This is a genomic window from Bradyrhizobium sp. T-12 (assembly GCF_058314695.1).
Map to the genome: position 1 here is coordinate 3,335,826 of NZ_CM177756.1, position 24,907 is coordinate 3,360,732.

The 24,907-nt window shown below is 64.1% G+C and carries 25 protein-coding genes and 1 tRNA gene; 19 read left to right on the forward strand and 7 right to left on the reverse strand.

Features of this window, described 5'->3' with window-relative positions; all coding sequences use genetic code 11:
- Positions 1 to 53: 53 nt before the first annotated feature.
- On the reverse strand, positions 54 to 416 hold the full coding sequence (locus AC0WRY_RS15650) for a hypothetical protein (RefSeq protein WP_212069026.1): 363 nt from the start codon (positions 414 to 416) through the stop codon (positions 54 to 56).
- A gap of 51 nt (positions 417 to 467) precedes the next feature.
- Here AC0WRY_RS15650 and AC0WRY_RS15655 point away from each other — a divergent pair, with 51 nt between their 5' ends.
- Together AC0WRY_RS15655 and AC0WRY_RS15660 are read left to right on the forward strand one after the other, a co-directional pair.
- On the forward strand, positions 468 to 686 hold the full coding sequence (locus tag AC0WRY_RS15655) for a hypothetical protein (RefSeq protein ID WP_491123336.1): 219 nt from the start codon (positions 468 to 470) through the stop codon (positions 684 to 686).
- 296 nt (positions 687 to 982) lie between these two features.
- Positions 983 to 1,870 carry a hypothetical protein gene (locus tag AC0WRY_RS15660; protein ID WP_491123337.1) on the forward strand — a complete coding sequence of 296 codons (888 nt, stop codon included), beginning with the start codon at positions 983 to 985 and terminating at the stop codon, positions 1,868 to 1,870.
- Positions 1,871 to 1,925: 55 nt separating this feature from the next.
- Here AC0WRY_RS15660 and pepT read toward each other — a convergent pair whose 3' ends face one another.
- The 6 genes from pepT to AC0WRY_RS15690 form a co-directional block, all read right to left on the reverse strand.
- The gene (gene pepT, locus AC0WRY_RS15665; RefSeq protein WP_491123338.1) at positions 1,926 to 3,176 is read right to left on the reverse strand and encodes a peptidase T; all 1,251 of its coding nucleotides are present in this window, start codon (positions 3,174 to 3,176) and stop codon (positions 1,926 to 1,928) included.
- Positions 3,177 to 3,278: 102 nt separating this feature from the next.
- Positions 3,279 to 3,623, reverse strand: coding sequence for an HU family DNA-binding protein (locus AC0WRY_RS15670; protein WP_491123339.1), 345 nt, complete (start codon positions 3,621 to 3,623; stop codon positions 3,279 to 3,281).
- Between the two features lie 187 nt (positions 3,624 to 3,810).
- Positions 3,811 to 3,887, reverse strand: a tRNA-Asp gene (locus AC0WRY_RS15675).
- Between the two features lie 161 nt (positions 3,888 to 4,048).
- The gene (locus AC0WRY_RS15680; protein ID WP_063194782.1) at positions 4,049 to 4,252 is read right to left on the reverse strand and encodes a hypothetical protein; all 204 of its coding nucleotides are present in this window, start codon (positions 4,250 to 4,252) and stop codon (positions 4,049 to 4,051) included.
- Between the two features lie 130 nt (positions 4,253 to 4,382).
- Positions 4,383 to 5,678 (reverse strand): spinster family MFS transporter, encoded by a 1,296-nt coding sequence (locus AC0WRY_RS15685; RefSeq protein WP_491123340.1) that lies wholly within the window; start codon positions 5,676 to 5,678, stop codon positions 4,383 to 4,385.
- A gap of 61 nt (positions 5,679 to 5,739) precedes the next feature.
- On the reverse strand, positions 5,740 to 6,930 hold the full coding sequence (locus AC0WRY_RS15690) for a Rieske 2Fe-2S domain-containing protein (RefSeq protein ID WP_491123341.1): 1,191 nt from the start codon (positions 6,928 to 6,930) through the stop codon (positions 5,740 to 5,742).
- 166 nt (positions 6,931 to 7,096) lie between these two features.
- On the opposite strand from AC0WRY_RS15690, the gene AC0WRY_RS15695 reads away from it, so the two are divergent.
- The 17 genes from AC0WRY_RS15695 (at position 7,097) to AC0WRY_RS15775 (ending at position 24,897) form a co-directional block, all read left to right on the forward strand.
- The gene (locus AC0WRY_RS15695) at positions 7,097 to 7,612 is read left to right on the forward strand and encodes a MarR family winged helix-turn-helix transcriptional regulator (RefSeq protein ID WP_491123342.1); all 516 of its coding nucleotides are present in this window, start codon (positions 7,097 to 7,099) and stop codon (positions 7,610 to 7,612) included.
- A 177-nt stretch (positions 7,613 to 7,789) separates the two neighbouring features.
- Entirely contained in the window at positions 7,790 to 10,042 is a 2,253-nt protein-coding gene (locus tag AC0WRY_RS15700; protein ID WP_491123343.1) for a TonB-dependent siderophore receptor, read from the forward strand.
- Positions 10,043 to 10,775: 733 nt separating this feature from the next.
- On the forward strand, positions 10,776 to 11,141 hold the full coding sequence (locus tag AC0WRY_RS15705) for an NADH-quinone oxidoreductase subunit A (RefSeq protein ID WP_008136158.1): 366 nt from the start codon (positions 10,776 to 10,778) through the stop codon (positions 11,139 to 11,141).
- A complete protein-coding gene (locus AC0WRY_RS15710; protein ID WP_194407841.1) occupies positions 11,132 to 11,719 on the forward strand; it encodes a NuoB/complex I 20 kDa subunit family protein in 588 nt (195 codons plus the stop codon). The genes AC0WRY_RS15705 and AC0WRY_RS15710 overlap by 10 nt, the downstream gene beginning before the upstream one ends.
- Positions 11,720 to 11,730: 11 nt before the next feature.
- Complete coding sequence (locus AC0WRY_RS15715) at positions 11,731 to 12,345, forward strand: NADH-quinone oxidoreductase subunit C (RefSeq protein WP_194407842.1); 615 nt, start codon at positions 11,731 to 11,733, stop codon at positions 12,343 to 12,345.
- A gap of 2 nt (positions 12,346 to 12,347) precedes the next feature.
- Positions 12,348 to 13,544 carry an NADH-quinone oxidoreductase subunit D gene (locus AC0WRY_RS15720; protein ID WP_491123344.1) on the forward strand — a complete coding sequence of 399 codons (1,197 nt, stop codon included), beginning with the start codon at positions 12,348 to 12,350 and terminating at the stop codon, positions 13,542 to 13,544.
- A complete protein-coding gene (locus AC0WRY_RS15725) occupies positions 13,544 to 14,509 on the forward strand; it encodes an FkbM family methyltransferase (RefSeq protein WP_491123472.1) in 966 nt (321 codons plus the stop codon). Before AC0WRY_RS15720 ends, AC0WRY_RS15725 begins: the two co-directional genes overlap by 1 nt.
- A 12-nt stretch (positions 14,510 to 14,521) precedes the next feature.
- A complete protein-coding gene (nuoE, locus tag AC0WRY_RS15730) occupies positions 14,522 to 15,133 on the forward strand; it encodes an NADH-quinone oxidoreductase subunit NuoE (RefSeq protein ID WP_011087680.1) in 612 nt (203 codons plus the stop codon).
- A complete protein-coding gene (locus AC0WRY_RS15735) occupies positions 15,133 to 15,339 on the forward strand; it encodes a hypothetical protein (RefSeq protein ID WP_194407844.1) in 207 nt (68 codons plus the stop codon). The genes nuoE and AC0WRY_RS15735 overlap by 1 nt, the downstream gene beginning before the upstream one ends.
- Positions 15,340 to 15,354: 15 nt before the next feature.
- Positions 15,355 to 16,680, forward strand: coding sequence for an NADH-quinone oxidoreductase subunit NuoF (gene nuoF / locus AC0WRY_RS15740; protein ID WP_491123345.1), 1,326 nt, complete (start codon positions 15,355 to 15,357; stop codon positions 16,678 to 16,680).
- Between the two features lie 5 nt (positions 16,681 to 16,685).
- Entirely contained in the window at positions 16,686 to 18,761 is a 2,076-nt protein-coding gene (nuoG, locus tag AC0WRY_RS15745; protein ID WP_194407845.1) for an NADH-quinone oxidoreductase subunit NuoG, read from the forward strand.
- A gap of 10 nt (positions 18,762 to 18,771) precedes the next feature.
- Complete coding sequence (gene nuoH, locus AC0WRY_RS15750) at positions 18,772 to 19,839, forward strand: NADH-quinone oxidoreductase subunit NuoH (protein ID WP_194407846.1); 1,068 nt, start codon at positions 18,772 to 18,774, stop codon at positions 19,837 to 19,839.
- A gap of 8 nt (positions 19,840 to 19,847) precedes the next feature.
- Positions 19,848 to 20,342 carry an NADH-quinone oxidoreductase subunit NuoI gene (gene nuoI / locus AC0WRY_RS15755; RefSeq protein WP_014494864.1) on the forward strand — a complete coding sequence of 165 codons (495 nt, stop codon included), beginning with the start codon at positions 19,848 to 19,850 and terminating at the stop codon, positions 20,340 to 20,342.
- 9 nt (positions 20,343 to 20,351) lie between these two features.
- Complete coding sequence (locus tag AC0WRY_RS15760; protein WP_194407847.1) at positions 20,352 to 20,990, forward strand: NADH-quinone oxidoreductase subunit J; 639 nt, start codon at positions 20,352 to 20,354, stop codon at positions 20,988 to 20,990.
- Positions 20,987 to 21,295 carry an NADH-quinone oxidoreductase subunit NuoK gene (gene nuoK / locus AC0WRY_RS15765; RefSeq protein ID WP_008547737.1) on the forward strand — a complete coding sequence of 103 codons (309 nt, stop codon included), beginning with the start codon at positions 20,987 to 20,989 and terminating at the stop codon, positions 21,293 to 21,295. Before AC0WRY_RS15760 ends, nuoK begins: the two co-directional genes overlap by 4 nt.
- Positions 21,296 to 21,303: 8 nt before the next feature.
- Entirely contained in the window at positions 21,304 to 23,388 is a 2,085-nt protein-coding gene (gene nuoL / locus AC0WRY_RS15770) for an NADH-quinone oxidoreductase subunit L (protein WP_194407848.1), read from the forward strand.
- Positions 23,389 to 24,897 carry an NADH-quinone oxidoreductase subunit M gene (locus tag AC0WRY_RS15775; RefSeq protein ID WP_194407849.1) on the forward strand — a complete coding sequence of 503 codons (1,509 nt, stop codon included), beginning with the start codon at positions 23,389 to 23,391 and terminating at the stop codon, positions 24,895 to 24,897.
- Positions 24,898 to 24,907 lie beyond the last annotated feature (10 nt).

The following is a 24,907-nucleotide window of genomic DNA, read 5'->3' on the forward strand; positions in this document are numbered from 1 at the left end:
AACCGACCTGTGAAGGATGAACCTAATGGGCGCGGAACGCCCGACCAATCCGTTCAGGCAATATGCTTGGGAGGGGGAGAGTCGGTATCGGTGATGATTCCGGCGAGCCGGGAGGCATGTTGCGGGTGCGTTGCCGGCACCGGCGCGACCGACACGGCCGATGGCGCCGGCTGCGTGACCGTCAGCGAGAAGCAGCCATGGCAATGATGCCCGCCGATGGCCTTGTGATCGCCATGGCCCGTGGTGCCGTCGAGGACGGCGGCGATCTCCGAGCCACCGCCGGGCGTGGTGACGTCGATATCGTGCGATCCGTGCAGCGCGCCCGCGAGCAGATAGATGACCGCGATCAGCACAGACAGCAGCCCGCGCCAATTGCGCGGACGGCATGTTCCGGAAAGCTGGCGGTTCGCAGGCACGACGTCACTCTGGTTGCGGTCGATGTTCGGCCTAGCATGGCGGCAGGAACAGTGTCGACCCGCAACATTGTTACGTCCGGGGAACAATTGCCGCAGCAGCGCGGCCGGCGCGATCACTCACTGGCGGGCGATAATGCGTCGGTGCGAGGCAGTGGTTTCAATGATGGCAGTGCGGATCGGTTCGGCAACGTGTCTGCCATGGTCGGCCTTACGGTTAAGGTGGCGCGACTGCTCTCCATCGCCCGCTCCAGCCATTTGATGGCTTCATAGGACGGGCGAGGGGAGAGATTGCCCCATCGCAAACGCGGAAAGGCCCCAGCCAGCAACTGACCGGCTGAGGCCTTGTGCTCACAATCTCATCCTTCGGACTCGAACAATCAACGCGCATCCGGCCGGTTCGTTCCGTAACGGATGCCGAATTTAGGAACGTTCCTCCTGTCTTCTGATTAGCGAGCAGAAACTTGTTGAGGAGGATGGGACTATGGACGGACTGATTTACCTGATCGGCTTGATCGTCGTGATCATGGCGGTGCTGTCGTTCTTCGGCCTGCGCTGAGAGGACGACAATGGAAACGCTCGTACGGGAAGACATGATGGAGGGCGGCGTGACGACCGCCGATGGCCGCCGGGCCATCCAGTGGAGTTCGGTGTTCGCAGGCGCTCTCGCCGCTGGCGCAATGTCGTTCATCCTGATCGGCTTCGGCGTCGCGGTTGGCCTTGGTGTCAGCTCGGCCTCGCCGACCTGGCGCGATGCCTCGGCGGCGCTGGCGCTGCTGTCCGGGCTGTACCTGATCATCCAGGCGATCATCAGCTTCGGCTTCGGCGGCTACATCGCCGGACGGACGACGCGACCGGCGCCCGCGCTGGCGACGATCGAAGATGACGGCGAGCGGCGGGACGGTCTGCACGGGCTGACCGCCTGGGCCTTGGCCGTGCTGGCCGGCGCGGCTCTGCTCGCGCTGCTGGGCGCTGCCGCGATCGACCGTTCGCCGATGCGCAGTTCAGCCAGCAATACGTCCACAGCCGAGCCTCTGCTAAGCTATGAGCTGGACAGGCTGTTCCGCGCACCTCGCCGCGCGCCGAACATCGATCTGAGGGAAGCGCGTGCTGAGGCCGGACGCATTCTGATGACGTCGTCCAGCCACAGCGGCGTCAGCACCGATGACCGGACCTATCTGGTGCAACAGGTTGCTGGTCTGACGGGGCTGCAGGCCCCCGACGCCGAACGGCGCGTCGATGCGCTGATTGCGGATTCAAAGACCGCCATCAACCGTGCGCGGCGCAACTCGATCATCGTGGCGTTCTCGGTCGCAGCCGCGACCCTGATCGGCGCCGCGGTGGCGTGGGCTGCGGCGGTGGCCGGCGGACGACACCGCGACGGTGAGCCATTGCCGAACTGGATGGCGAGTTCGAACCGCTTCCATCGCAATCCGCGCGCGATGCCGGTGCCGTAAATCCTAAACATATGGCCGGGCGCAAGCCCGGCCATATGCGCGCCTGCAAGACACGTCAGGCCTTCTCTTCCCAGATCATCGCCAGATGGACGATGGTCTGCACCGCCTTTTCCATGTCCTGCCGGCTGACCCATTCCAGCCGGGAGTGAAAGGCGTGCTCCCCGGCAAAGATGTTGGGGCAGGGCAGGCCCATGAAGGACAGGCGCGAGCCGTCGGTGCCGCCGCGGATCGCGGTGCGCATCGGGCGCAGGCCGGCGCGGCGGATCGCTTCGATGGCGTATTCGAGCACATGCGGGTGACGGTCGATCACCTGCTTCATGTTGCGATACTGCTCGCGGACCTCGAGCTTGTAGGTCGAGCGCGGATAGTCCTTCATCACGTCCTTGACGATGGTCTCGAGCAGGTCCTCTTTCTCCTTCAGCCCTTCCTCGGTGAAGTCGCGGACGATGAAGGACAGCGTCGCCTGCTCCAGCGCACCCTCGATGCCGATCGGATGCAGAAAGCCCTGCTTGCCCGAAGTGGTCTCCGGCGAGCAGCCTTCCTTGGGCAGCCGCTCGACGATGGCAGCCGCGATCTTGATCGCGTGCTCCATCTTGCCCTTGGCATAGCCGGGATGAGCGCTGACGCCTGATATGGTGATGGTGGCGCCGTCGGCCGAGAAAGTCTCGTCCTCGACGCAGCCGGCGCTTTCACCGTCCATGGTGTAGGCGAAATCGGCCCCCAGCTTCTTCAGGTCGACATTGTCGACGCCGCGGCCGATCTCCTCGTCCGGCGTGAACAGGATCTTGATGGTGCCGTGCTTGACGTCGGGATTGTTGATGAAGAACTGCGCGGCATCCATGATCTCGGCGACGCCGGCCTTGTTGTCGGCGCCCAAGAGCGTCGTGCCGTCGGTGGTGATGATGTCGTTGCCGATCTGGTTCTTCAGCGCCGGATGTTCCGTGAAGCGGATCACCTGGCTGGTGTCGCCCGGCAGGGCGATGTCGCCGCCGCGATAGTTCTTCAGAACTTGCGGCTTCACGTCCTTGCCGGTCACGTCGGGCGAGGTGTCCATGTGCGAGCAGAAGCAGATCACCGGCACCTTCTTGTCGGTGTTCGCCGGGATCGTTCCATAGACGTAGCCGTATTCGTCCAGATGCGCGTCGGCGACGCCCATGGCCTTGAGCTCGGCCGCGAGGACGCGGCCGAGATCCTTCTGCTTCTCGGTCGAGGGCGAGCGCGGGGAGGCCGGATCGGACTGGGTGTCGATGGTGACGTAGCGCAGGAAGCGCTCGGTCACGGTATGCGAAAAGGTGAGGGAGGACATTTCTGGTCAAACCGCCGGGTCAGGGGAAGAGAGGCGGTATACCAGAAAGCGGGCCGCGTTGCGGCCGGAACGAGATGAGATCAGGCCTAACGAAACGTTGCCTCAGATCGCCTCTTTCAGTTCCTTCACGGGGCGGAAGGTGACCTTCTTGCTGGCCTTGATGTGGATCGGCTCGCCGGTGGCGGGATTGCGCCCGGTGCGGGCGGCGCGCTTGCGGACCTGGAGGATGCCGAGCCCGACGATGCGGACGCGGTCGCCCTTCTTCAGGTGCTTGGCGATCAAATCGACCATGTCGGTCAAGACCGCCTCGGTGTGCTTTTTCGACAGGTCCTGGCTCTCGGCGATATCGGCGGCGAGATGCTTGAGCGTGATGGTGGCGGGAGCGGCGGCCTTTTTCGCCGAATCCTTCTTAGCCAAATCCTTCTTAGCCAAATCCTTCTTAGCCATGACTGGCCTCCTCAATGACAGGGAAGCCCCGGAAAAACCGGAAAACGTATGGGGATCCCTCTAAGTCCTGGAAGGCGTAGACGATTCGGGCACGGGCTGACTATGGCCAGAGGTTCCCGGCCTTTGCGGGCAAAGCCGCGAAAGGGAGCGAAAGGTTTGAGGTAACACTATGAAGGGATTGCCAAAATGGCGCGAGAGACGGGGCTCGAACCCGCGACCTCCGGCGTGACAGGCCGGCGCTCTAACCAACTGAGCTACTCCCGCGTGGTTCGCTCGATGCGCGCGGAACGAGGGGGGAATTAAAGGCGGGGCTGGGTGAAGTCAAGGACGTTGCGCTTCGCCGGTGCATCTCCGCTTAAGCATTGCTCTGGAAAACGAAAAAGGCCGCCCGAAGGCGGCCATGGGTCAGCCCGGAAGAGGGCGTATCAGCGAATCTCCGAGGTCCCGGCGCTCGTCACCACCACCGGCTTGCCGGCTTTGATCACGTGGGTGGACTGAGCGGTCTGGCTGTAATCGGCATTGGTACGGGCTGCGATCCCGAAGCCGGCCACCATGATGCCGGCCACCAGCGCCACCACCACGATCTTCAGGTGGGTCGCACGATCAGCAGAGTGAATTGAGTGGTTCATCTGAGCCTCCCGACGGGCTTTGCCGCCGTCTATGGCTCCTGTCTTAAAGACCGTCTGTTTCCGGATGGTTTCGCGGGTTCCGCAAAATGGTTTCATTAATGCGTTCGCCAGGCTTGCGGTGGATAAGATCTCAGGCCGCCGCCCTCTCGATATCGGCCCGGATCGACCGCGCCGCCCAGATGAAGAGCAGGGCGCCGAGCGCGGTCGTGACCGCCGCGGAGAGCAGGGAATAGCGCACGGCCTCGGCGCCATAGCTGCCCTTCAAGGCATCGTTGACCATGCCGACCGCGAGCGGGCCGACGCCCTGGCCGAAGCAGGTGGCGGTGAGCGCGATCAGCGCGGAGGCGAGCGCCCGCATGCTCGGCTTGGCCACGGTCTGCGCGATCGCAAAGATCGGGCCGAGATGGAAGCCGACCAGGAACGAGGTCAGCGCCAGCATGGCCACCATCATCGCAAAGTCCTGCGTCAGCATGCACAGTGCGAACACCGGGCCGGCGAGGCCTGAGGTGACCGCGGGCGCCCACAGCTTCCAGCGGTCGTCGCGCCGGCTGATTTGGGCGACCACGAAGCCGCCGAGCAGGGTGCCGGCCATGCCGGCGAGCCCCTTGAAGGTGCCGGCATAGGTGCCGATCTCGGCGCTCGACAGATGGTGCACGCGTGCAAGGAATGGCGGGATCCAGGCCGCGGTCGCATAGTTCGTGTAGGTGGTCAGGCAGAAGCCGATCAAGACGATGATGAAGCTGCGCTGCGAGGCGAGGAAGCGCAGCGTCGGCCCCAGCGGCTCGGGCACGAAGCTTTCCTGCATCGCCCCGCGCTTCGGCTCGGAGATCGTCAGCCACAGGACCAATGCGAGCAGGATGCCGGGCAGGCCGGCGACATAGAACGCCATCCGCCAGCCATAGTGCTGGTTGACGTAGCCGCCGACGAAATAGCCGAGGAAGACGCCGAGATAGGTGCCGATGGCGTAGATGCCGAGCGCGCGCGGACGCTCGTTCTTGGCAAAGAGATCGGCGACGATCGACTGCGAGGCGGGGGAGCCGGCGGACTCGCCGATGCCGACGCCGATGCGCGCCAGCGCCAGCGACGTCAGGCTGGTGGCCGCGCCGCACAGCGCCGTCATCGCGCTCCAGAACGCAAAGGCGACAGCCACGATGTTGCGCCGGTTGAGCCGGTCGGCGACGCGCGCGATGGGAATGCCGAGCAGGGAATAGAACAGCGCGAAGCCGAAGCCGGCGAGCAGGCCCATCATGGTGTCGCTGAGCTGGAACTCCTTCTTGATCGGCTCGATCAGGACGTTGAAGATCGTGCGGTCGAGGAAGTTCAGCGCATAGATGATGGTGAGCAGGCCCAGCACGTAATAGCGCCGCGGCGAGGGCGTGGCCGCAGCAGCCGTTTGCACCGACATCTGTGATGTCACATCGACCATCGCGTCCCCCAATTTGTCTTTGTTATCGTTGTCGATCCAGCTCTTGTCTTGAGCCGGTTGCTCAGCCTTCGCGGATGTAGTTCCCCGCTTCGAATGCGACCGGCGGCGCGCTTTGATCGAACGAGACGCCGATCGGATCGCGGCCGGCTTCCATCGCTTCGAGCTGGTCGCTCAGCATGCGCCGGATCATGAGGATGCCGCGGTCGCTCTGGCCGAAATGCTCTTCCGAATGAACGGTGACCTCGCCCTGGCCGACTTGGGCCTCGTAGTCGCCCGGAAATTGCTGGTGCTCTTGCTCGGTCATGTCCCACCAGAACTTGCCGTTGAACTTCGAGCGCATGCGGCTGATGTCGCCGGAGTTCTTGACGCGGCCGGCGACATAGATCCGGAACGAGGTGTCATCGATCGGAAGCACCCAGCCGATCGATTCGACGCGGGCGAACTGCGCGACGCGCGGGTTCGGCACCACGCGCAAGGTCGGCAGCGCGGCTTCGGTGACGCGATAGAACACCTTGCCGTCGTCCTGCTTGCGGATCGAGCGCACGGCGATGCCGCGCGGCGTCTTGTCGAACTTCACCTCCGGGATCGAGGCCATCATGTTGGTGAATTGCGGCCCCGAGAACGAGCCGTGCAGCACCGGGACATGATAGGGATCGACCACGTTCTCGAAATGCTGCAGCCAGTTGCAGGGGATGATGGCGGGGCCGCCGCCGCCGATCGAGGAATCGTCGGCCTCGACGAACTCGCCATCGTCCATCTGCTCGAGACATTCGTAAGCCGGCAGCACGGGACGTTTCTCGGCCGGTCCCATATAGGCGAAGATCAGGCCGTAGCGCTCCTCGACCGGATACCAGGGCTGGCGCACCTTGTCCTTGTACGGAGCGCCATCGGGCTCGCAGGGCTGCTCCAGGCAATGGCCTTCGGTATCGAATTTCCAGCCGTGATAGCAGCAGCGGATGCCGTCCTCCTCGACCTTGCCGTAATAGAGCGTGGTGCCGCGGTGACAGCAGCGGGCGTGCAAGAGCCCGGCGCGCCCGTGCTTGTCGCGAAACAGCACCAGATCCTCGCCCAGCGTGCGCACCTTTTTCGGCGTGTCGGTGGCATCGCTGATCAGTCCGACCGGGTGCCAGTAGCGGCGCAGCAGCTCGCCCATCGGCGTGCCGCGCACGACCGAGGTCAGCTCGGTGCGGGTGTGCGCCGGCTTCATCGCATAGGCCGTGCCGAGATCGCGATCCCGCTGAGTGATGGTCATGCTGGTCCTCCCGCTCCGGCCCATGGGGCCGTGCGCATTCTTGCGCCTTGCCTGGAGTGAAAAATAATTCGATGACAATGTCAACGATCTTCTAAATGCCTCTTAGAGGCATTTGATGAGCCGACCGGCGCTTGGCAGGTCTCGGCTTTCTTGGCAGAGGTGGGTCATGAGTCAGACCGAAGGCAGGGGCGGGGCGACGTCGCCCGCATTGGACGAGAGCGAACCGTCGGCCCCGATCACCGTGATGCTGTCGTCGCGACTGATGGTGCTTGCCAATCTGCTCAAGCGCGGCGCGATCCTGCGCTACAAGCGCCTCACCGGATTGTCCTCGGTCGAGTTCGGTCTCGTCGCCTCGCTCGGCCGCCGGCCGCCGATGAGCGTGGCGCGGCTCGCCGAGGCCGTCGGCCAGGACAAGGGACAGATCAGCCGTGCGCTCGCCAATCTGCTCTCGCGCAAGCTGATCGCGAAGACCGCAAATCCAAAAGACAGCCGCGAGGTGCTGATCTCGCTCACCCCTGCGGGTCTCGGCGCGCATGATGCGATCGTCGAAGGCGCGCAGGAACGTAACCGCCGCTTGCTCGAGCAACTGAGCGAAGCCGAGTTCAACACGCTGCTGGCGCAGGTCGACCAGCTCACGGCGATCGCCGCCGAGATGCTCGAGAGCGAGAAGAGCGCGCGCTGATTTTCGCGGCCATCTCCGGACTTCCTGGATCGCTTCTAAGAGTCCTTCTAAGACCTTTTCAATTAGGGGATTTTCGCGCGCTCCCATAAGCGTCACGTCGAAGCGCATGCCGTCCGGGGACAGGCGGCATCACGCATCGAACATGCAGTTTGGGGTGGCGCGTTGAACAGTCTGGGAATGCTGCGGTCGGCCGTGTTGGCGGCCGCGTCCGCTTTGGTTTCGATGCCGCAGGCATCGCTTGCACAATCTTCCGCGCAGAGTGGCGCAACGAGCCTGCCGGCGGTGACCGTCACCGCGCCGGAGGCCCGCCGCCGCGCGGCCGCAACTCCCCAGCGCCGCGTGCCGCGCTCCTCGGTGCAGGCCACCAACAGGAACAAGCCCCAGCCGCAGCGCGATGTCGGCTTCGTCGAGACGCCGCGCGGTCCGGTGAACGGCTACGCCGCCGGCCGCAGCTCGTCCGGCACCAAGACCAACACGCCGATCATCGAGACACCGCAATCGGTGTCGGTCATCGGCGCGGAGCAGATCCGCGACCAGAAGCCGAACAAGCTCGACGAGGTGCTGCGCTACACCGCCGGTGTGCGGGCCGGGACCTTTGGCGCGGATACGCGCAACGACTGGTGGCTGATCCGTGGCTTCAAGTCCGACGATGTCGGGCTGTTCCTTGACGGCATGCAGCTGTTCTACACGTCTTATGCGAGCTGGAAGCTCCAGCCGTCCAACATGGAGCGCGTCGAGGTGCTGCGCGGTCCGTCGGCAGTGCTCTATGGCGGATCGAGCCCGAGCGGCATCGTCAACGTCATCAGCAAGATGCCGCCGGCCGAGCCGATCCGCTACGTCGAGACCGGCGTCAACAATTTCGGCAATGCCTATGTCGGGTTCGATTTCGGTGGGCCGGTCGCGACGCAGCCCCAGGATGGCAAGCTGTTCTACCGCGTCGTCGGCCAAGTGCAGAACGGCGCGACGCAGGTCAACTTCACGCCCGACAACAACTACTTCATCGCACCGTCTGTGACCTGGAAGCCGGATGCCGACACAACGTTCACGGTGCTGGCCTCGGCTTCGAAGCAGGACACCCGCGGCATCAACTTCCTGCCCTATGTCGGTACGGTGACGAATGCCTCCTATGGCAGGATTCCGACCAGCTTCTTCGGCGGCGATCCCAGCGTCGACAAGTTCACGCGCGAGCAGGAGATGCTCGGCTACCAGTTCGAGCGCCATCTCACCGATGACCTCACGTTCCGGCAGAACGCGCGGTTTGCGCATATCGACCTGACCTATCGCGGCTATGTCGGCAACGATGCCAATCAGGCGACCGCCACATTCAATCGCTACAATTGGTATGCGAAGAACACGGCCAATCAGGCCGATCTCGACAACCAGCTCGAATATCGCTTCAACACCGGCCCGGTGAGGCACACCATGCTTTTCGGTGTCGATCTGAAGGGCTATCAGATCGACGATTACCAGGCCTTCGGGTTCGGCGTGCCCTCGATCAGCATCTTCAATCCCGTCTACGGCGGAGCCGAAACGCCGCTGCCGACCACGCCGTTCCGCAACTTCCTGATTACGCAGAAGCAGGCCGGCACCTATCTCCAGGACCAGATGAAGCTCGGCGATTTCACGCTGGTCCTGAGCGGGCGGAATGATTGGGTCGAGACGACGCAGGACGCCCGCGACACGGGCGCCAGTGTCGACAGCCGCAACGACAGCAGGTTCAGCGGTCGCGCGGGACTGATCTACAATTTCGACAACGGCATTGCGCCCTACGTCTCCTACTCGACCAGCTACAATCCGATCATCGGACTCAACGCGCAGAACAAATTGTTCCTGCCGGAGGCGGGCAAACAGGCCGAGATCGGTGTGAAGGTCGCACCAAAGGGGTTCGACGGCTATTTCACGGTCTCGGCCTTCGACCTGGTCCGTCAGAATGTCGCGACGACGCTGCCGGGCAGTGTTCCTGTCCTGCAGAACCAGACCGGTGAGGTCACGTCGCGGGGCATCGAGCTCGAGGCTGTCGCGAACCCCACGAAGGAGCTGAAGCTGGTCGGCGCCTTCACGGCCTATCATCTGTTCAACAGCCGGGATCTCGATCCGTCCCTGGTCGGCAAGACACCGACCAACACGCCCGAGCTGCTGGTCTCCGGCTGGGCGGACTACACCTTCAAGGACGGGCCGCTCGAGGGCTTCGGCTTCGGCGGCGGCGTCCGCTACATCGGCTCGTCGTGGGCCGATACGGCCAACACCCTCGAGGTCCCTGCAGTGATGCTCGGCGACCTCGCGCTCCACTACGAATGGCAGAATTGGCGTACCGCCTTCAACGTCATCAACCTGACCGACAAGATCTACGTCGCGAGCTGCGCGTCGGCCACGTCCTGCTTCTACGGCGACCGCCGGCGGGTCACCGCCCGCGTTTCCTACAAATGGTGAAGGGAGGGTGAGGACAGGGAAGGGCAGTCTCGTGCCTGCCTGATCGCGTCCTCCTCCTGCCCTGCCGACCGGACGACCGCGGATCTTCCGTTGGAAAGATCGATGAGCTCCAGGCAATGCCCCCCGGCCGGAAGCTTATGCGAGCGCGGCGCGTGCAACGACCCAGCAAGTCGCCGCCGCGCTCGCGGTCGGCCGTACTGCACTATAACGCAGACGATGTGGTTCTCGCCGGAGGCAGGACCGATCCTGCCCTGATGCATGGCTCGTCTGATCACTTGCGCCTGTGGATAGGTGACTTGCTGCAACCCGACTTGGCTCACGGCTGCGACAATCACCGGCTCTCGGGCGTCGTTGCTGCCGCAGACGGCCAGCCACTATGTCGACGGGGTGACAGTCGGGGTTCCTGAGGTCGGCCTTATCCCGGTTGGGTGCGCCGCCGCACCCGAAAACCCGGCATTTTTCTCGGGCGATCCATGGCAAATCGCTGCCGCAGCCCGTGCGCCGCAATCTCCGGACCGCTGTCCTTTGAAAACCGGCGGCCGCCCTTGCTGGCCCTGCCGATCTGCTCCATACCAGCGCGGGGTGATTCCGGGATTTTCACCGTGCTGGGGGCGGCAAAGGGCCTGAAAAGAGCGTGTCTTGCGCCCATTGGTGCACTGCGCTAAGGCTCAGAATAATTCCAAATCGGACGAATCCGTGGCTGTCCCGAGGCTGCGGGAAAAAGGGCTCGCCAATGAGCGGCATTCTGCAGAACTATCTTCCACTCGTCGTCTTCATAGGTGTCGCGGGCCTTATCGGCCTCGTGCTGCTGATCGCGCCCTTCATCGTGGCGTTCCAGCAGCCGGATCCGGAAAAGCTGTCGGCGTATGAATGCGGTTTCAACGCCTTCGACGACGCGCGCATGAAGTTCGACGTCCGCTTCTACCTGGTCGCCATCCTCTTCATCATCTTCGACCTCGAGGTGGCGTTCCTGTTTCCGTGGGCGGTGGCGTTCGGCAAGCTTGGCGCGACCGGCTTCTGGTCCATGGTGGTGTTTCTCGCCGTGCTGACGGTCGGGTTCGCCTATGAATGGAAGAAGGGAGCACTCGAATGGGATTGAACCCTGCATCGTCCGCGGGTCCGGTCGTCGCGCCGGCCGCCAAGGGCATCCTGGATCCCTCGACCGGCAGGCCGGTCGGGGCCAATGATCCGTTCTTCCTCGAGGTCAACTCCGAGCTGTCCGACAAGGGCTTCTTCGTAGCCGCGACCGACGACCTCATCACCTGGGCTCGCACCGGCTCGCTGATGTGGATGACCTTCGGTCTCGCCTGCTGCGCGGTCGAGATGATGCAGGTGTCGATGCCGCGCTACGACGTCGAGCGCTTCGGTTTCGCGCCGCGTGCCTCGCCGCGCCAGTCCGACGTGATGATCGTCGCGGGTACGCTGACCAACAAGATGGCGCCGGCGCTGCGCAAGGTCTACGACCAGATGCCCGAGCCGCGCTACGTCATCTCGATGGGCTCCTGCGCCAATGGCGGCGGCTATTATCACTATTCCTACTCGGTCGTGCGCGGCTGCGACCGCATCGTTCCGATCGACATTTACGTGCCGGGCTGCCCGCCCACGGCGGAAGCGCTGCTCTACGGCGTGCTGCTGCTGCAGAAGAAGATCCGGCGCACCGGCACCATCGAACGCTAAGGTTTTACGTCATGGACGACGCCAAGCTCGACGCCCTGGGGCAGACGATCGTTAGCGCGCTTCCGGGCGCCGCCACCGGTCATTCGGTGGCCTTCAACCAGCTGACGGTTGATGTCGAGGCCAGCAAGATCGTCGAGGTGGTCAAGTACCTCCGCGACGATCCGAACTGCCGCTTCGTCAACTTCACCGACATCACGGCCGCCGACTATCCGTCGCGCGAAAAGCGCTTCGACGTGATCTATCACTTCCTGTCACCGACCCTGAACGCGCGCATCCGCCTCAAGGCCCAGGCCGACGAGACCACGCAGGTGCCGTCGCTGATCGAAATCTTCCCCGGCGCCGACTGGTTCGAGCGCGAGGCCTACGACCTCTACGGCGTGTTCTTCGTGGGCCATCCCGACATGCGCCGCATCCTCACCGATTACGGCTTCGAGGGTCATCCGCTGCGCAAGGATTTCCCGACCACCGGTTTCGTCGAGGTCCGCTACGACGACCAGGAGAAGCGGGTGGTGTACGAGCCCGTGCGTCTGAACCAGGAATTCCGCAAGTTCGATTTCCTCTCGCCATGGGAAGGCGCGGACTATCCGGTCCTCCCGGGGGATGAAAAAGCGGGGCCGAAGGTCTGATCATGAACGAGCAACCCGAACAGCTTCGCAATTTCACCATCAATTTCGGACCGCAGCATCCGGCGGCGCACGGCGTGTTGCGCCTGGTGCTGGAGCTTGACGGCGAAGTCGTCGCGCGCGTCGATCCGCACATCGGTCTCTTGCATCGCGGCACCGAGAAGCTGATCGAGCAGAAGACCTATCTGCAGGCGATCCCGTATTTCGACCGGCTCGACTACGTCGCGCCTATGAACCAGGAGCACGCCTTCTGCCTCGCCGCCGAGAAGCTGCTCGGCATCGAGGTGCCGCGCCGCGGCCAGCTGATCCGCGTGTTCTATTGCGAGATCGGCCGCATCCTGTCTCATCTTCTCAACGTCACCACGCAGGCGATGGACGTCGGCGCGCTGACCCCGCCGCTGTGGGGCTTCGAAGAGCGCGAGAAGCTGATGGTGTTCTACGAGCGCGCCTCGGGCAGCCGTATGCACGCGGCTTACTTCCGCGTCGGCGGCGTGCATCAGGATCTGCCGCAGAAGCTGGTCGACGACATCGAGGCCTGGTGCGATCCGTTCCTGAAAGTCGTGGACGATCTCGACCGGCTGCTCACCGCCAACCGCATCTTCAAGCAGCGCAACGTCGACATCGGCGTGGTGCCGCTGAAGGAGGCCTGGGAGTGGGGCTTCTCGGGCGTGATGGTGCGCGGCTCGGGCGCAGCCTGGGATTTGCGCAAGTCGCAGCCCTACGAGTGCTACGCCGAGATGGATTTCGACATTCCGATCGGCAAGAACGGCGACTGCTACGACCGCTATCTGATCCGCATGGAAGAGATGCGCCAGTCCGTGCGCATCATGAAGCAGTGCATCCAGAAGCTGAACGCGCCTGAAGGCAAGGGACCGGTTGTCGTCGAAGACAACAAGGTCGCGCCGCCGCGCCGTGGCGAGATGAAGCGCTCGATGGAAGCGCTGATCCACCACTTCAAGCTCTACACTGAAGGCGTCCACGTGCCGGCCGGCGAGGTCTACGCCGCGGTCGAGGCGCCGAAGGGCGAGTTCGGCGTCTATCTGATCTCCGACGGCACCAACAAGCCGTACAAGTGCAAGATCCGCGCGCCGGGCTTTGCGCATCTGCAGGCCATGGACCACATCTGCCGCGGCCATTTGCTCGCCGACGTCTCGGCGATCCTCGGCTCGCTCGACATCGTGTTCGGAGAGGTCGATCGGTGATGGGGCAGCAGGCGCCAATCCAGTTTGACCGCGCCTCGGGGGCCCTGGAAGGGGCCAACCTGTGGGAGCGGACGGCTGCCTTGGCGCTGGTGACGGGATCGAAGATCTCCTCGCACTTCTCGCATATGGGCTACATCGCCTGCGCGAATCTGTTGCGGAAGACGCTGCCCGAGCGCAACATCGCGATCAGGCTCAATCCCGACGCCGTGTTCGAATTCCCCTATGGCGACGGCTATTGGAGCAAGCTGCTCAATCGCTCGTATAATTACGAGGACGAGCTCGAGCTCTTGTTCGCCGACTCCATCGACGTCGACTACACCTTGCTCGATTGCGGTGCGAACTACGGCTACTGGTCGGTGCTGGTCTCGAGCAAGCCGTTCGGCTCGCACAAGGCGATCGCGATCGAGCCGTCGGGACAGAACTACCCGAAGCTCGTCAACAACGCGCGCGTCAACAGCAATCGCTTCGACACCATGAAATGCGCGATCGGCGCCGTCCGTGGCACCGCGCGGCTGTCGGGCACAAAGCACGAGGCCTTCAGCATCGCGGGCAATCCGTCGGCGGGCGGCGAGGAGGTGCCGGTCATCTCGCTCGACAACCTCATCGACGACGGCAAGGTTCCTGCCAGCGGCAAGTACCTGATCAAGCTCGACGTCGAGGGCGTCGAGATCGAGGCGATCAAGGGCGGCGCACGGCTGCTCCAGGCCGACAGCGTCATCATGTGCGAGGAGCACGGCAGCGACCGCAATCACTCCGTGTCGCGCTTCATCCTCGAACAGACCCCGCTGAAGCTGATCGTGTTCGATCCGCGCAGCAACCGGATGGAGACCGTGACCGAACTGTCGATCCTCGACCGCATCAAGGTCTCGACCCACGTCGGCTACAACGTTTTCGGCACCGCAAGCGCATTCTGGCAGGACAGGATCGAAGCCCTGAATGCCAAAACCGCGCGCCGCATGCAGTGAGAGATTGAAGAGATGTCCGTTCGTCGATTAGCACCGAAGGAAGTCCAGCCCGCGAGCTTCGCGTTCACGGAGGAGAACCTCGCGTTCGCCAAGCAGCAGATCGCGAAATATCCGGCGGGACGTCAGGCCTCCGCGGTCATCGCCATTCTCTGGCGTGCGCAGGAGCAGCACGACGGCTGGGTCTCGGAAGCCGCGATCCGCGTCATCGCCGACATGCTCGACATGCCCTATATCCGCGTGCTGGAGGTTGCGACCTTCTACACGATGTTCCAGCTCGCCCCGGTCGGCAAGAAGGCGCACGTCCAGGTCTGCGGCACCACGCCGTGCCGGCTGCGCGGCGCCGAGGATCTGATCCACGTCTGCGAGCACCGCATCCATCACGAGCCCTTCCATCTGTCCAAGGACGGCAATTTCAGCTGGGAAGAGGTGGAGTGCCTGGGCGCCTGCGTGAACGCGCCGATGGTGCTGATCGGCAAGGACACCTATGAGGACCTGACCAAGGAAAGCTTCGGCAAGGTGCTCGACGGCTTCGCTTCGGGCAATCCGCCCAAGCCCGGTCCGCAGAACGGCCGCCAGTTCTCGGCGCCGATCACCGGGCCGACCACGCTGAAGGAGATCACCTGATGCGTGATCTCTCGTCGCAGGCCATGCAGGGGAGCGGTGCCGTGAAGAAGTGGGGCTTCATCGCGATGCATGCGGCGGTTGCGGCCGCCTTCATTTTCCTGCTGCAGCGTTTCAGCCTGAACGCGTCGCTGGAATCCAGTCTGCTCTGGGCGCTGACCTTTGCCGTCTGCGCCGCCGGACTTGCCTACAAGCAGACCATTCGTTGATCGGAAAGCACTGATATGCTCGAGGACAAGGACCGCATCTTCAAGAACCTCTACGGCCTCCACGACTGGGGGCTCGAGGGTGCGCGGCGCCGCGGTGCCTGGGATGGCACGAAGAACATCATCGACAAGGGCCGCGACTGGATCATCAACGAGATGAAGGCGTCGGGCCTGCGCGGCCGCGGCGGCGCCGGCTTCCCGACCGGTCTGAAATGGTCCTTCATGCCGAAGGAATCGACCGACGGCCGTCCGAGCTATCTCGTCGTCAATGCCGACGAATCCGAGCCCGGCACCTGCAAGGATCGCGAGATCATGCGGCACGATCCGCATCTCCTGATCGAAGGCTGCCTGATCGCGAGCTGCGCGATGAACGCGCATGCCTGCTACATCTATGTCCGCGGCGAGTTCATCCGGGAGCGCGAGCATCTGCAGGCCGCGATCGACCAGGCCTATGAGGCCAAGCTGGTCGGCAAGGACAACGTCAACGGCTGGCCGTTCGACATCTACGTGGCGCACGGCGCCGGCGCCTATATCTGCGGCGAGGAAACCGCGCTGCTCGAAAGCCTCGAAGGCAAGAAGGGCCAGCCGCGGCTGAAGCCGCCGTTCCCGGCCAATGTCGGCCTGTTCGGCTGCCCGACCACCGTCAACAACGTCGAGTCCATCGCGGTTGCGCCCGACATCCTGCGCCGTGGCGCCGCCTGGTTCGCCGGCATCGGCCGTCCGAACAATGTCGGCACCAAGCTGTTCTGCATCTCCGGCCATGTCGAGCGGCCCTGCAACGTCGAAGAGGCCATGGGCATCCCGTTCCGCGAGCTGATCGACAAGCATTGCGGCGGCATCCGCGGCGGCTGGGACAATCTCAAGGCCGTGATCCCCGGCGGCTCGTCGGTGCGCATGGTGCCGGCCGAGCAGATCATCGACACGCCCATGGATTTCGACTCCTTGAGCAAGCTGCGCTCGGGTCTCGGCACTGCGGCCGTGATCGTGATGGACAAGTCGACCGACCTGATCCGCGCCATCGCCCGTATCTCCTATTTCTACAAGCATGAGAGCTGCGGCCAGTGCACGCCGTGCCGCGAGGGCACGGGCTGGATGTGGCGCGTGCTCACCCGCATGGCCGAGGGCCGCGCCCACAAGCGCGAGATCGACATGCTGCTCGAAGTCACCAAACAGGTCGAAGGCCACACCATCTGCGCGCTCGGCGACGCAGCCGCATGGCCGATCCAGGGCCTGATCGCGCATTTCCGTCACGAGATCGAAGCGCGCATCGACCATTATTCGCACAGGGCCGACATTGACGATATCGGCGTCCGCGATCCCGTGAACATGGTCGCGGCGGAGTAAGAGACATGACCAAGCTCATCATCGACGGCAAAGAGATCGATGTCCCCGCCGAATACACGCTGCTTCAGGCGTGCGAGGCGGCCGGCGCCGAGATTCCGCGCTTCTGCTATCACGAGCGGCTGTCGATCGCCGGCAATTGCCGGATGTGCCTCGTCGAGGTGAAGGGCGGCCCGAAGCCGGTCGCGAGCTGCGCCTGGGGCGTGCGCGACTGCCGTCCGGGCCCCAAGGGCGAGCCGCCGGAAATCTCCACGCGTTCGCCGATGGTGAAGAAGGCACGCGAAGGCGTGATGGAATTCCTTCTGATCAACCATCCGCTGGACTGCCCGATCTGCGACCAGGGCGGTGAGTGCGATCTGCAGGACCAGGCGATGGGCTATGGTGTCGACACCAGCCGCTTCGCCGAGAACAAGCGCGCCGTCGAGGACAAATATCTCGGCGCGCTGGTCAAGACCTCGATGAACCGCTGCATCCAGTGCACGCGCTGCGTCCGCTTCTCGGCGGAAGTCGCAGGCGCCCCGGAGATGGGCGCCACGGGGCGCGGCGAGGACATGGAGATCACGACCTATCTCGAGCACGCGCTGACCTCGGAATTGCAGGGCAATCTCGTCGACATCTGCCCGGTCGGCGCGCTGACCTCGAAGCCCTATGCTTTCGCGGCACGCCCCTGGGAGCTCGGCAAGACGCAGTCGATCGACGTCATGGACGGCGTGGGCTCGGCGATCCGCGTCGACACCCGCGGCCGTGAGGTGATGCGCGTGCTGCCGCGCATCAACGAGGCCGTGAACGAGGAATGGATCTCGGACAAGACCCGCCACGTCGTCGACGGCCTGCGCACCCAGCGGCTCGACCGGCCCTATGTCCGTGAGGCCGGCAAGCTGCGCGCGGCGAGCTGGACGGAGGCCTTTGCCGCGATCGCCGCCAAGGCGGCGCGCACCGACGGCAAGCGCATCGGTGCGATCGCCGGCGATCTCGCCGGTGTCGAGGAAATGTTCGCGCTGAAGGATCTGCTTGCCAAGTTCGGTTCTGGCAATCTGGCGGTGCAGGGCGGCGACGCCTTCGACCCCGCGCTCGGCCGCGGCTCCTACATCTTCAACCCAACGCTGGCGGGCGTCGAGCAGGCGGATGCGCTGCTCATCATCGGCGCGAACCCGCGGAAAGAAGCGGCCGTGTTCAACGCCCGCATCCGCAAGCGCTGGCGCGCCGGCGGCTTCAAGGTCGGCGTGATCGGTGCCAAGCCCGATCTGACCTACGATTACGATCACCTCGGCGCGGGCACCGAGACGCTCGGTGAGCTCGCGGCCGGCAAGCACTCCTTCATGGACGTGCTGAAGAACGCCAAGAATCCGATCATCCTGGTCGGCGCGGGCGCGGCCGCCCGTCACGACGGCGCGGCCATCCTCGCAGCTAGCGCCAAGCTCGCGCTCGATGTCGGCGCGCTCAAGGACGGCTGGAACGGCTTTGGCGTGCTGCACGAGAGCGCCTCCCGCGTCGGTGCGCTCGACATCGGCTTCTCCGCAACGGGCGGCGGCCTCAATGCCGCGCAGATGACGACGTTCGGCACGCTCGACCTCTTGTTCCTGCTGGGGGCCGACGAGATCAACGCGCCGGATGGCACCTTCGTCGTCTATATCGGCACCCATGGTGACCGCGGCGCGCACCGCGCCGACGTGATCCTGCCGGCGGCCGCCTACACCGAGAAGTCCGCGATCTACGTCAACACCGAAGGTCGCGTGCAGATGACGGGCCGCGCCGCGTTCCCGCCGGGCGAAGCCCGCGAGGACTGGGCGATCGTCCGCGCGCTGTCCGAGGCGCTCGGCAAGAAGCTCGGCTACGACTCGCTGGCGCAGCTGCGCCAGGCGATCTTCAAGGCCGTGCCGCATTTGATCCGTCTCGACCAGATCGAGGCCGGCTCGGCCGACCAGATCAAGAAGCTGGCGGGGAAGGGCGGCTCGCCGGAGAAGGCGCCGTTCAAGCCGCTGGTCGAGGACTTCTATTTGACCAACCCAATCGCGCGTGCGTCCGCCGTGATGGCGGAATGCTCGCGCCTCGCCTCCGGGCACATGCTGACCGCAGCGGAGTGAGCGTGATCTGATGGAATTCTTCGAAAGCGCATTCTGGACCGGTTTCCTCTGGCCGCTGATCATCATGATCGCGGAGAGCGTCTTGGTGCTCGTCGTCCTTCTGGTGGCGATCGCCTACATCCTGCTGGCCGACCGCAAGATCTGGGCGGCGGTGCAGATCCGGCGCGGCCCGAACGTGGTCGGCCCCTGGGGCCTGTTCCAGTCCTTCGCCGACCTTCTGAAGTTCGTGCTGAAGGAGCCGATCATCCCGGCCGGCGCCAACAAGGGCGTCTTCCTGCTGGCGCCGCTGGTGTCGTGCGTGCTGGCGCTCGCGGCCTGGGCGGTGATCCCGACCAATCTCGGCTGGGTGATCTCCGACATCAATGTCGGCATCCTCTTCATCTTCGCGATCTCGTCGCTGTCGATCTACGGCATCATCATGGCCGGCTGGTCGTCGAACTCGAAGTATCCGTTCCTGGCCGCGCTGCGCTCGGCGGCGCAGATGGTGTCCTACGAAGTCTCGATCGGCTTCGTCATCATCACGGTGCTGCTCTGCGCCGGCACGCTGAACCTGTCGGCCGTCGTCGAGGCCCAGCACGTCCGCGGCCTTGCCAGCCTGATCGGGCTGCCGCAGCTCACCATCCTGAACTGGTACGTCTGGCCGCTGTTCCCGATGTTCGTGGTGTTCTACGTCTCGGCGCTGGCGGAAACCAACCGTCCGCCTTTCGACCTCGTCGAAGCGGAATCCGAGCTGGTCGCCGGCTTCATGGTCGAATACGGCTCGACCCCGTATCTGCTGTTCATGCTCGGCGAATACGTCGCGATCGTCACGATGTGCGCGATGGCGACGATCCTGTTCCTCGGGGGCTGGCTGCCGCCGGTGGATCTGCCGCCCTTCAACTGGGTGCCGGGCATCATCTGGTTCTCGCTGAAACTGTTCTTCATGTTCTTCCTGTTCGCGATGGCAAAGGCGATCGTGCCGCGCTACCGCTACGACCAACTGATGCGCCTCGGCTGGAAGGTGTTCCTGCCGCTGTCGCTGGCGATGGTGGTCATAGTGGCGGGCGTGTTGCAGTTCGCCGGCATCGCGCCGAAGTGAGGGCCGTCATGGGTATCAACGTCAACGCCACTGCACGCTCGCTTCTGCTGTCGGAATTCGTCTCGGCGTTCTTCCTCGCCATGCGCTATTTCTTCCAGCCGAAGCCGACACTGAACTATCCGTTCGAGAAAGGCCCGATCTCGCCGCGCTTCCGCGGCGAGCATGCGCTGCGCCGCTATCCGAACGGCGAAGAGCGCTGCATCGCCTGCAAGCTGTGCGAGGCGATCTGCCCGGCGCAGGCCATCACCATCGAGGCCGGCCCGCGCCGCAACGACGGCACCCGCCGCACCGTGCGCTACGACATCGACATGGTGAAGTGCATCTATTGCGGCCTCTGCCAGGAGGCATGTCCTGTGGACGCCATCGTCGAAGGCCCGAACTTCGAGTTCGCGACCGAGACCCGCGAGGAACTGTTCTATGACAAGGCCAAGCTGCTCGCCAACGGCGACCGCTGGGAACGCGAGATCGCGAAAGCGATCGAACTCGACGCGCCGTACCGGTGAGGTGAGGGCATGATCCTTCCCGCGCTGTTCTTCTATCTCTTCGCCGGCGTCTGCGTCGCCTCGGCGGTGATGGTGATTGTCTCGCGCAATCCCGTGCACTCCGTGCTGTACCTGATCCTGGCCTTCGTCAACGCATCGGGCCTGTTCGTGCTGATGGGCGCCGAGTTCCTCGGCATGATGCTGATCGTCGTCTATGTCGGCGCGGTCGCAGTGCTGTTCCTGTTCGTGATCATGATGCTCGACGTGGATTTCGTCGAGCTGCGCGAAGGTTTCATCCAGTATCTGCCGGTGGGCCTCGTGATCGGCGGCATCTTCCTGTTCGAATTGCTGCTGACCGTCGGTGCCTGGATCATCAACCCGACCCTGAGCAAGACCATTACGGCGCCGATCCCGACCAACGTCTCCAACACCGAGGCGCTGGGCTTGGTCCTCTATACGAAGTACATCCACTACTTCCAGCTTTCGGGCATGGTGCTGCTGGTCGCCATGATCGGCGCCATCGTGCTGACGCTGCGCCACAAGGCGAGCGTGAAGCGGCAGGACATCAACGTTCAGAACGCGCGCACGCCCGAGATGGCGATGGCGATGCGCAAGGTGGCGCCGGGGCAGGGGCTCTCGGATGCCGATGCGGCGGAGTGGGTAAAATGACGATCGGGCTCGGACATTACCTGGCGGTCGGCGCGATCCTGTTCACGCTCGGGATCCTAGGCATCTTCCTGAACCGCAAGAACATCATCGTCATCCTGATGTCGATCGAGCTGATCCTGCTCTCGGTCAACATCAACCTCGTGGCATTCTCGACCTTCCTCGGCGACATCGTCGGCCAGGTCTTCGCGCTGCTGGTGCTCACCGTCGCAGCCGCTGAAGCCGCGATCGGTCTCGCCATCCTGGTGGTCTATTTCCGCAACCGCGGCTCGATCGCGGTTGAGGACGTCAATCTGATGAAGGGCTGAGCTCTCAAATGGTTCAGGCAATCGTTTTCCTGCCTCTGCTGGGCGCCATTCTGGCAGGGCTCATCGCCCTGGCCGGCGCGCATGCCCGCAACCCCTCGGGCGACGAGCTCGATCATCATGGCGACCATGGTCACGGCGATGCGCACGCTTCGGCCGCCCATGATTCACACGGACACGACGATCACGGCCATGACGGCCACGGCCACGGCCACGGCCCGGCCGAGCCGGCCGCGGCCGGCTCGCGCGCTGCCGAGCTGATCACCACCGGGCTGCTGTTCGTCTCGGCCGCGCTGTCATGGATGACGCTGGTCGATGTCGGCTTCATGCACCACGACGCCCGCATCCAGCTGCTGCCCTGGATCTTCTCCGGCGACCTCCAGGTCTGGTGGACGCTACGGGTCGACACGCTCACCGCCGTGATGCTGGTGGTGGTCACGACCGTGTCCTCGCTCGTGCACCTCTATTCCATCGGCTACATGGACGAGGATCCGAACCGGCCGCGCTTCTTCGGCTATCTCAGCCTGTTCACCTTCGCCATGCTGATGCTGGTGACCGCGGACAACCTCGTGCAGCTGTTCTTCGGCTGGGAAGGCGTGGGTCTCGCCAGCTACCTCCTGATCGGCTTCTGGTACCAGAAGCCGTCGGCGAATGCCGCGGCGATCAAGGCTTTCGTCGTCAACCGCGTCGGCGACTTCGGTTTTGCGCTCGGCATCTTCGCGGTCTTCATGCTGGTCGGCTCGACCGATTTCGAGACGATCTTCCATGCCGCGCCCGGCCTCACCGGCAAGACCATCGACTTCCTCGGCTGGCACGTTGACGCGCTGACCCTGACCTGCCTCCTGCTGTTCATGGGCGCGATGGGCAAGTCGGCGCAGTTCCTGCTGCACACCTGGTTGCCGGACGCGATGGAAGGCCCGACCCCTGTGTCGGCGCTGATCCACGCCGCGACCATGGTCACCGCGGGCGTCTTCATGGTGGCGCGCCTGTCGCCGCTGTTCGAGCTCGCCCCGACAGCCCAGGCCGTGGTGATGTTCTTCGGCGCGACCACGGCGTTCTTCGCCGCGACCATCGGCCTCGTCCAGAACGACATCAAGCGCATCGTCGCCTACTCGACCTGTTCGCAGCTCGGCTACATGTTCGTGGCGATGGGAGCAGGGGCCTATTCGGTCGGCATGTTCCATCTGTTCACGCACGCCTTCTTCAAGGCGCTGCTCTTCCTGGGTTCCGGCTCGGTGATCTACGCGATGCACCACGAGCAGGACATCCGCAACATGGGCGGCCTCTGGAAGAAGATCCCCTACACCTATGCGGTGATGGTGGTCGGCACCCTTGCGCTGACCGGCTTCCCGCTCACGGCCGGCTATTTCTCCAAGGACGCCATCATCGAAGCGGCCTACGCCTCGCATAATCCGTTCGGGGTGTACGGCTTCCTGATGACGATCGTCGCCGCCGGCCTGACCTCGTTCTACTCCTGGCGCCTGATCTTCAAGACATTCCACGGTGAACCGCATGACGAGCATCACTACGAGGCCGCGCATGAGGCCCCGCTCTGGATCCTGATCCCGATCGGCGTGCTCGCGGTCGGCTCGTTCGTTGCCGGCTTGCCGTTCAAGGAGCTGTTCGCCGGTCACGGCGTCGAGGAATTCTTCCGCGAGTCCGTGAAGATGAACCCGCATATCATCGAGGAGATGCACCACATCCCCGAGACCATCGCGTTCCTGCCGACGGTGATGATGGTGCTGGGCTTCCTCGTCTCGTACCTGTTCTACATCCGGCGGCCCTATCTGCCGGTCGAGCTCGCGAACACGCAGCCGATGCTGTACCAGTTCCTGCTCAACAAATGGTACTTCGACGAGCTCTACGACATCATCTTCGTCCGTCCGGCGAAGTGGATCGGCTATCAGCTCTGGAAGAAGGGCGACGGCTTCATCATCGACGGCCTCGGCCCCGACGGCGTCTCGGCCCGCGTGCTGGACGTCACCCGCAACGTCGTGAAGATCCAGACCGGTTATCTCTATCACTACGCATTCGCCATGCTGATCGGTGCCGCCGGCCTGATCACCTGGTTCATGTTCGGCTTTGGAGGCCAGTAAATGACGACCTGGCCCATCCTATCGGTCACCACGTTCCTGCCGCTGGTCGGCGCGCTGATCGTCTACTTGAGCCGCGGCGATGACGAGGCGGCCAAGCGCAACTCGCGCTGGATCGCGCTCTGGACCACGCTGATCACCTTCGCGGTGTCGGTGATCCTGGTCATGCGCTTCGACCCCAGCAATCCCGACTTCCAGTTCGTCGAGAAGGCGAACTGGCTCGCGACCGGGATCACCTACCACATGGGCGTCGACGGCATCTCGCTGCCGCTGGTGATCCTCACCACCGCCGTGATGCCGTTCTGCATCATCGCGAGCTGGAAGGCGATCAGCATCCGCGTCCGCGAATACATGATGGCGTTCCTGATTCTGGAAACGCTGATGATCGGCACCTTCTCGGCGCTCGATCTCGTGCTGTTCTATTTGTTCTTCGAAGGCGGCCTGATCCCGATGTTCCTGATCATCGGCGTCTGGGGCGGCCCGCGCCGGGTCTATGCATCGTTCAAGTTCTTCCTCTACACGCTGCTCGGCTCGGTCCTGATGCTGCTCGCCATCATGGCGCTGTACTGGAACGGCGGCACCACTGATATCCCGACCCTGATGCACACCGCCGTGCCGCGGTCGTTGCAGACCTGGGCTTGGCTGGCGTTCTTCGCCTCCTTCGCGGTGAAGATGCCGATGTGGCCGGTGCACACCTGGCTGCCGGACGCGCACGTCGAAGCGCCGACGGCGGGCTCGGTGGTCCTGGCCGCGATCCTCCTGAAGATGGGCGGCTACGGCTTCCTGCGCTTCTCGCTGCCGATGTTCCCGCTGGCCTCGCACGATTTCGCGCCGTTCGTGTTCACGCTCTCGGCCATCGCCATCATCTACACCTCGCTGGTGGCGTTGATGCAGGAGGACATGAAGAAGCTGATCGCGTACTCCTCGGTCGCGCATATGGGCTTCGTCACCATGGGCATCTTCGCCGGCACCATGCAGGGCGTCGCCGGCGGCGTGTTCCAGATGATCTCGCACGGCATCGTCTCCGGCGCGCTGTTCCTCTGCGTCGGCGTCGTCTACGACCGTCTGCACACCCGCGAGATCGCGGCCTATGGCGGCCTCGTCAACCGGATGCCGCTCTACGCGATGACCTTCATGGTCTTCACCATGGCCAATGTAGGTCTGCCCGGCACGAGCGGCTTCGTCGGCGAGTTCATGACGCTGCTCGGCACCTTCAAGGTCTCGATCCCGACGGCGTTCTTCGCCAGCTTCGGCGTGATCCTTTCGGCGGCCTATGCGCTGTGGCTCTATCGCAAGGTCGTGTTCGGCGCGATGGTCAAGCCGTCGCTGGCGAGCATGAAGGATCTCACCTTGCGGGAGTGCGTGATTCTGTTCCCGATGATCGCGCTGACGATCCTGTTCGGCGTCTATCCGAAGCCGGTGCTCGACATGTCGGCCGCCTCGGTCCAGCAACTCGTCAACAATTACAACACCGCTGTGACGGCCGTGAAGGCCGCCGCACTGCTCCAGTGATCGGGCAGGT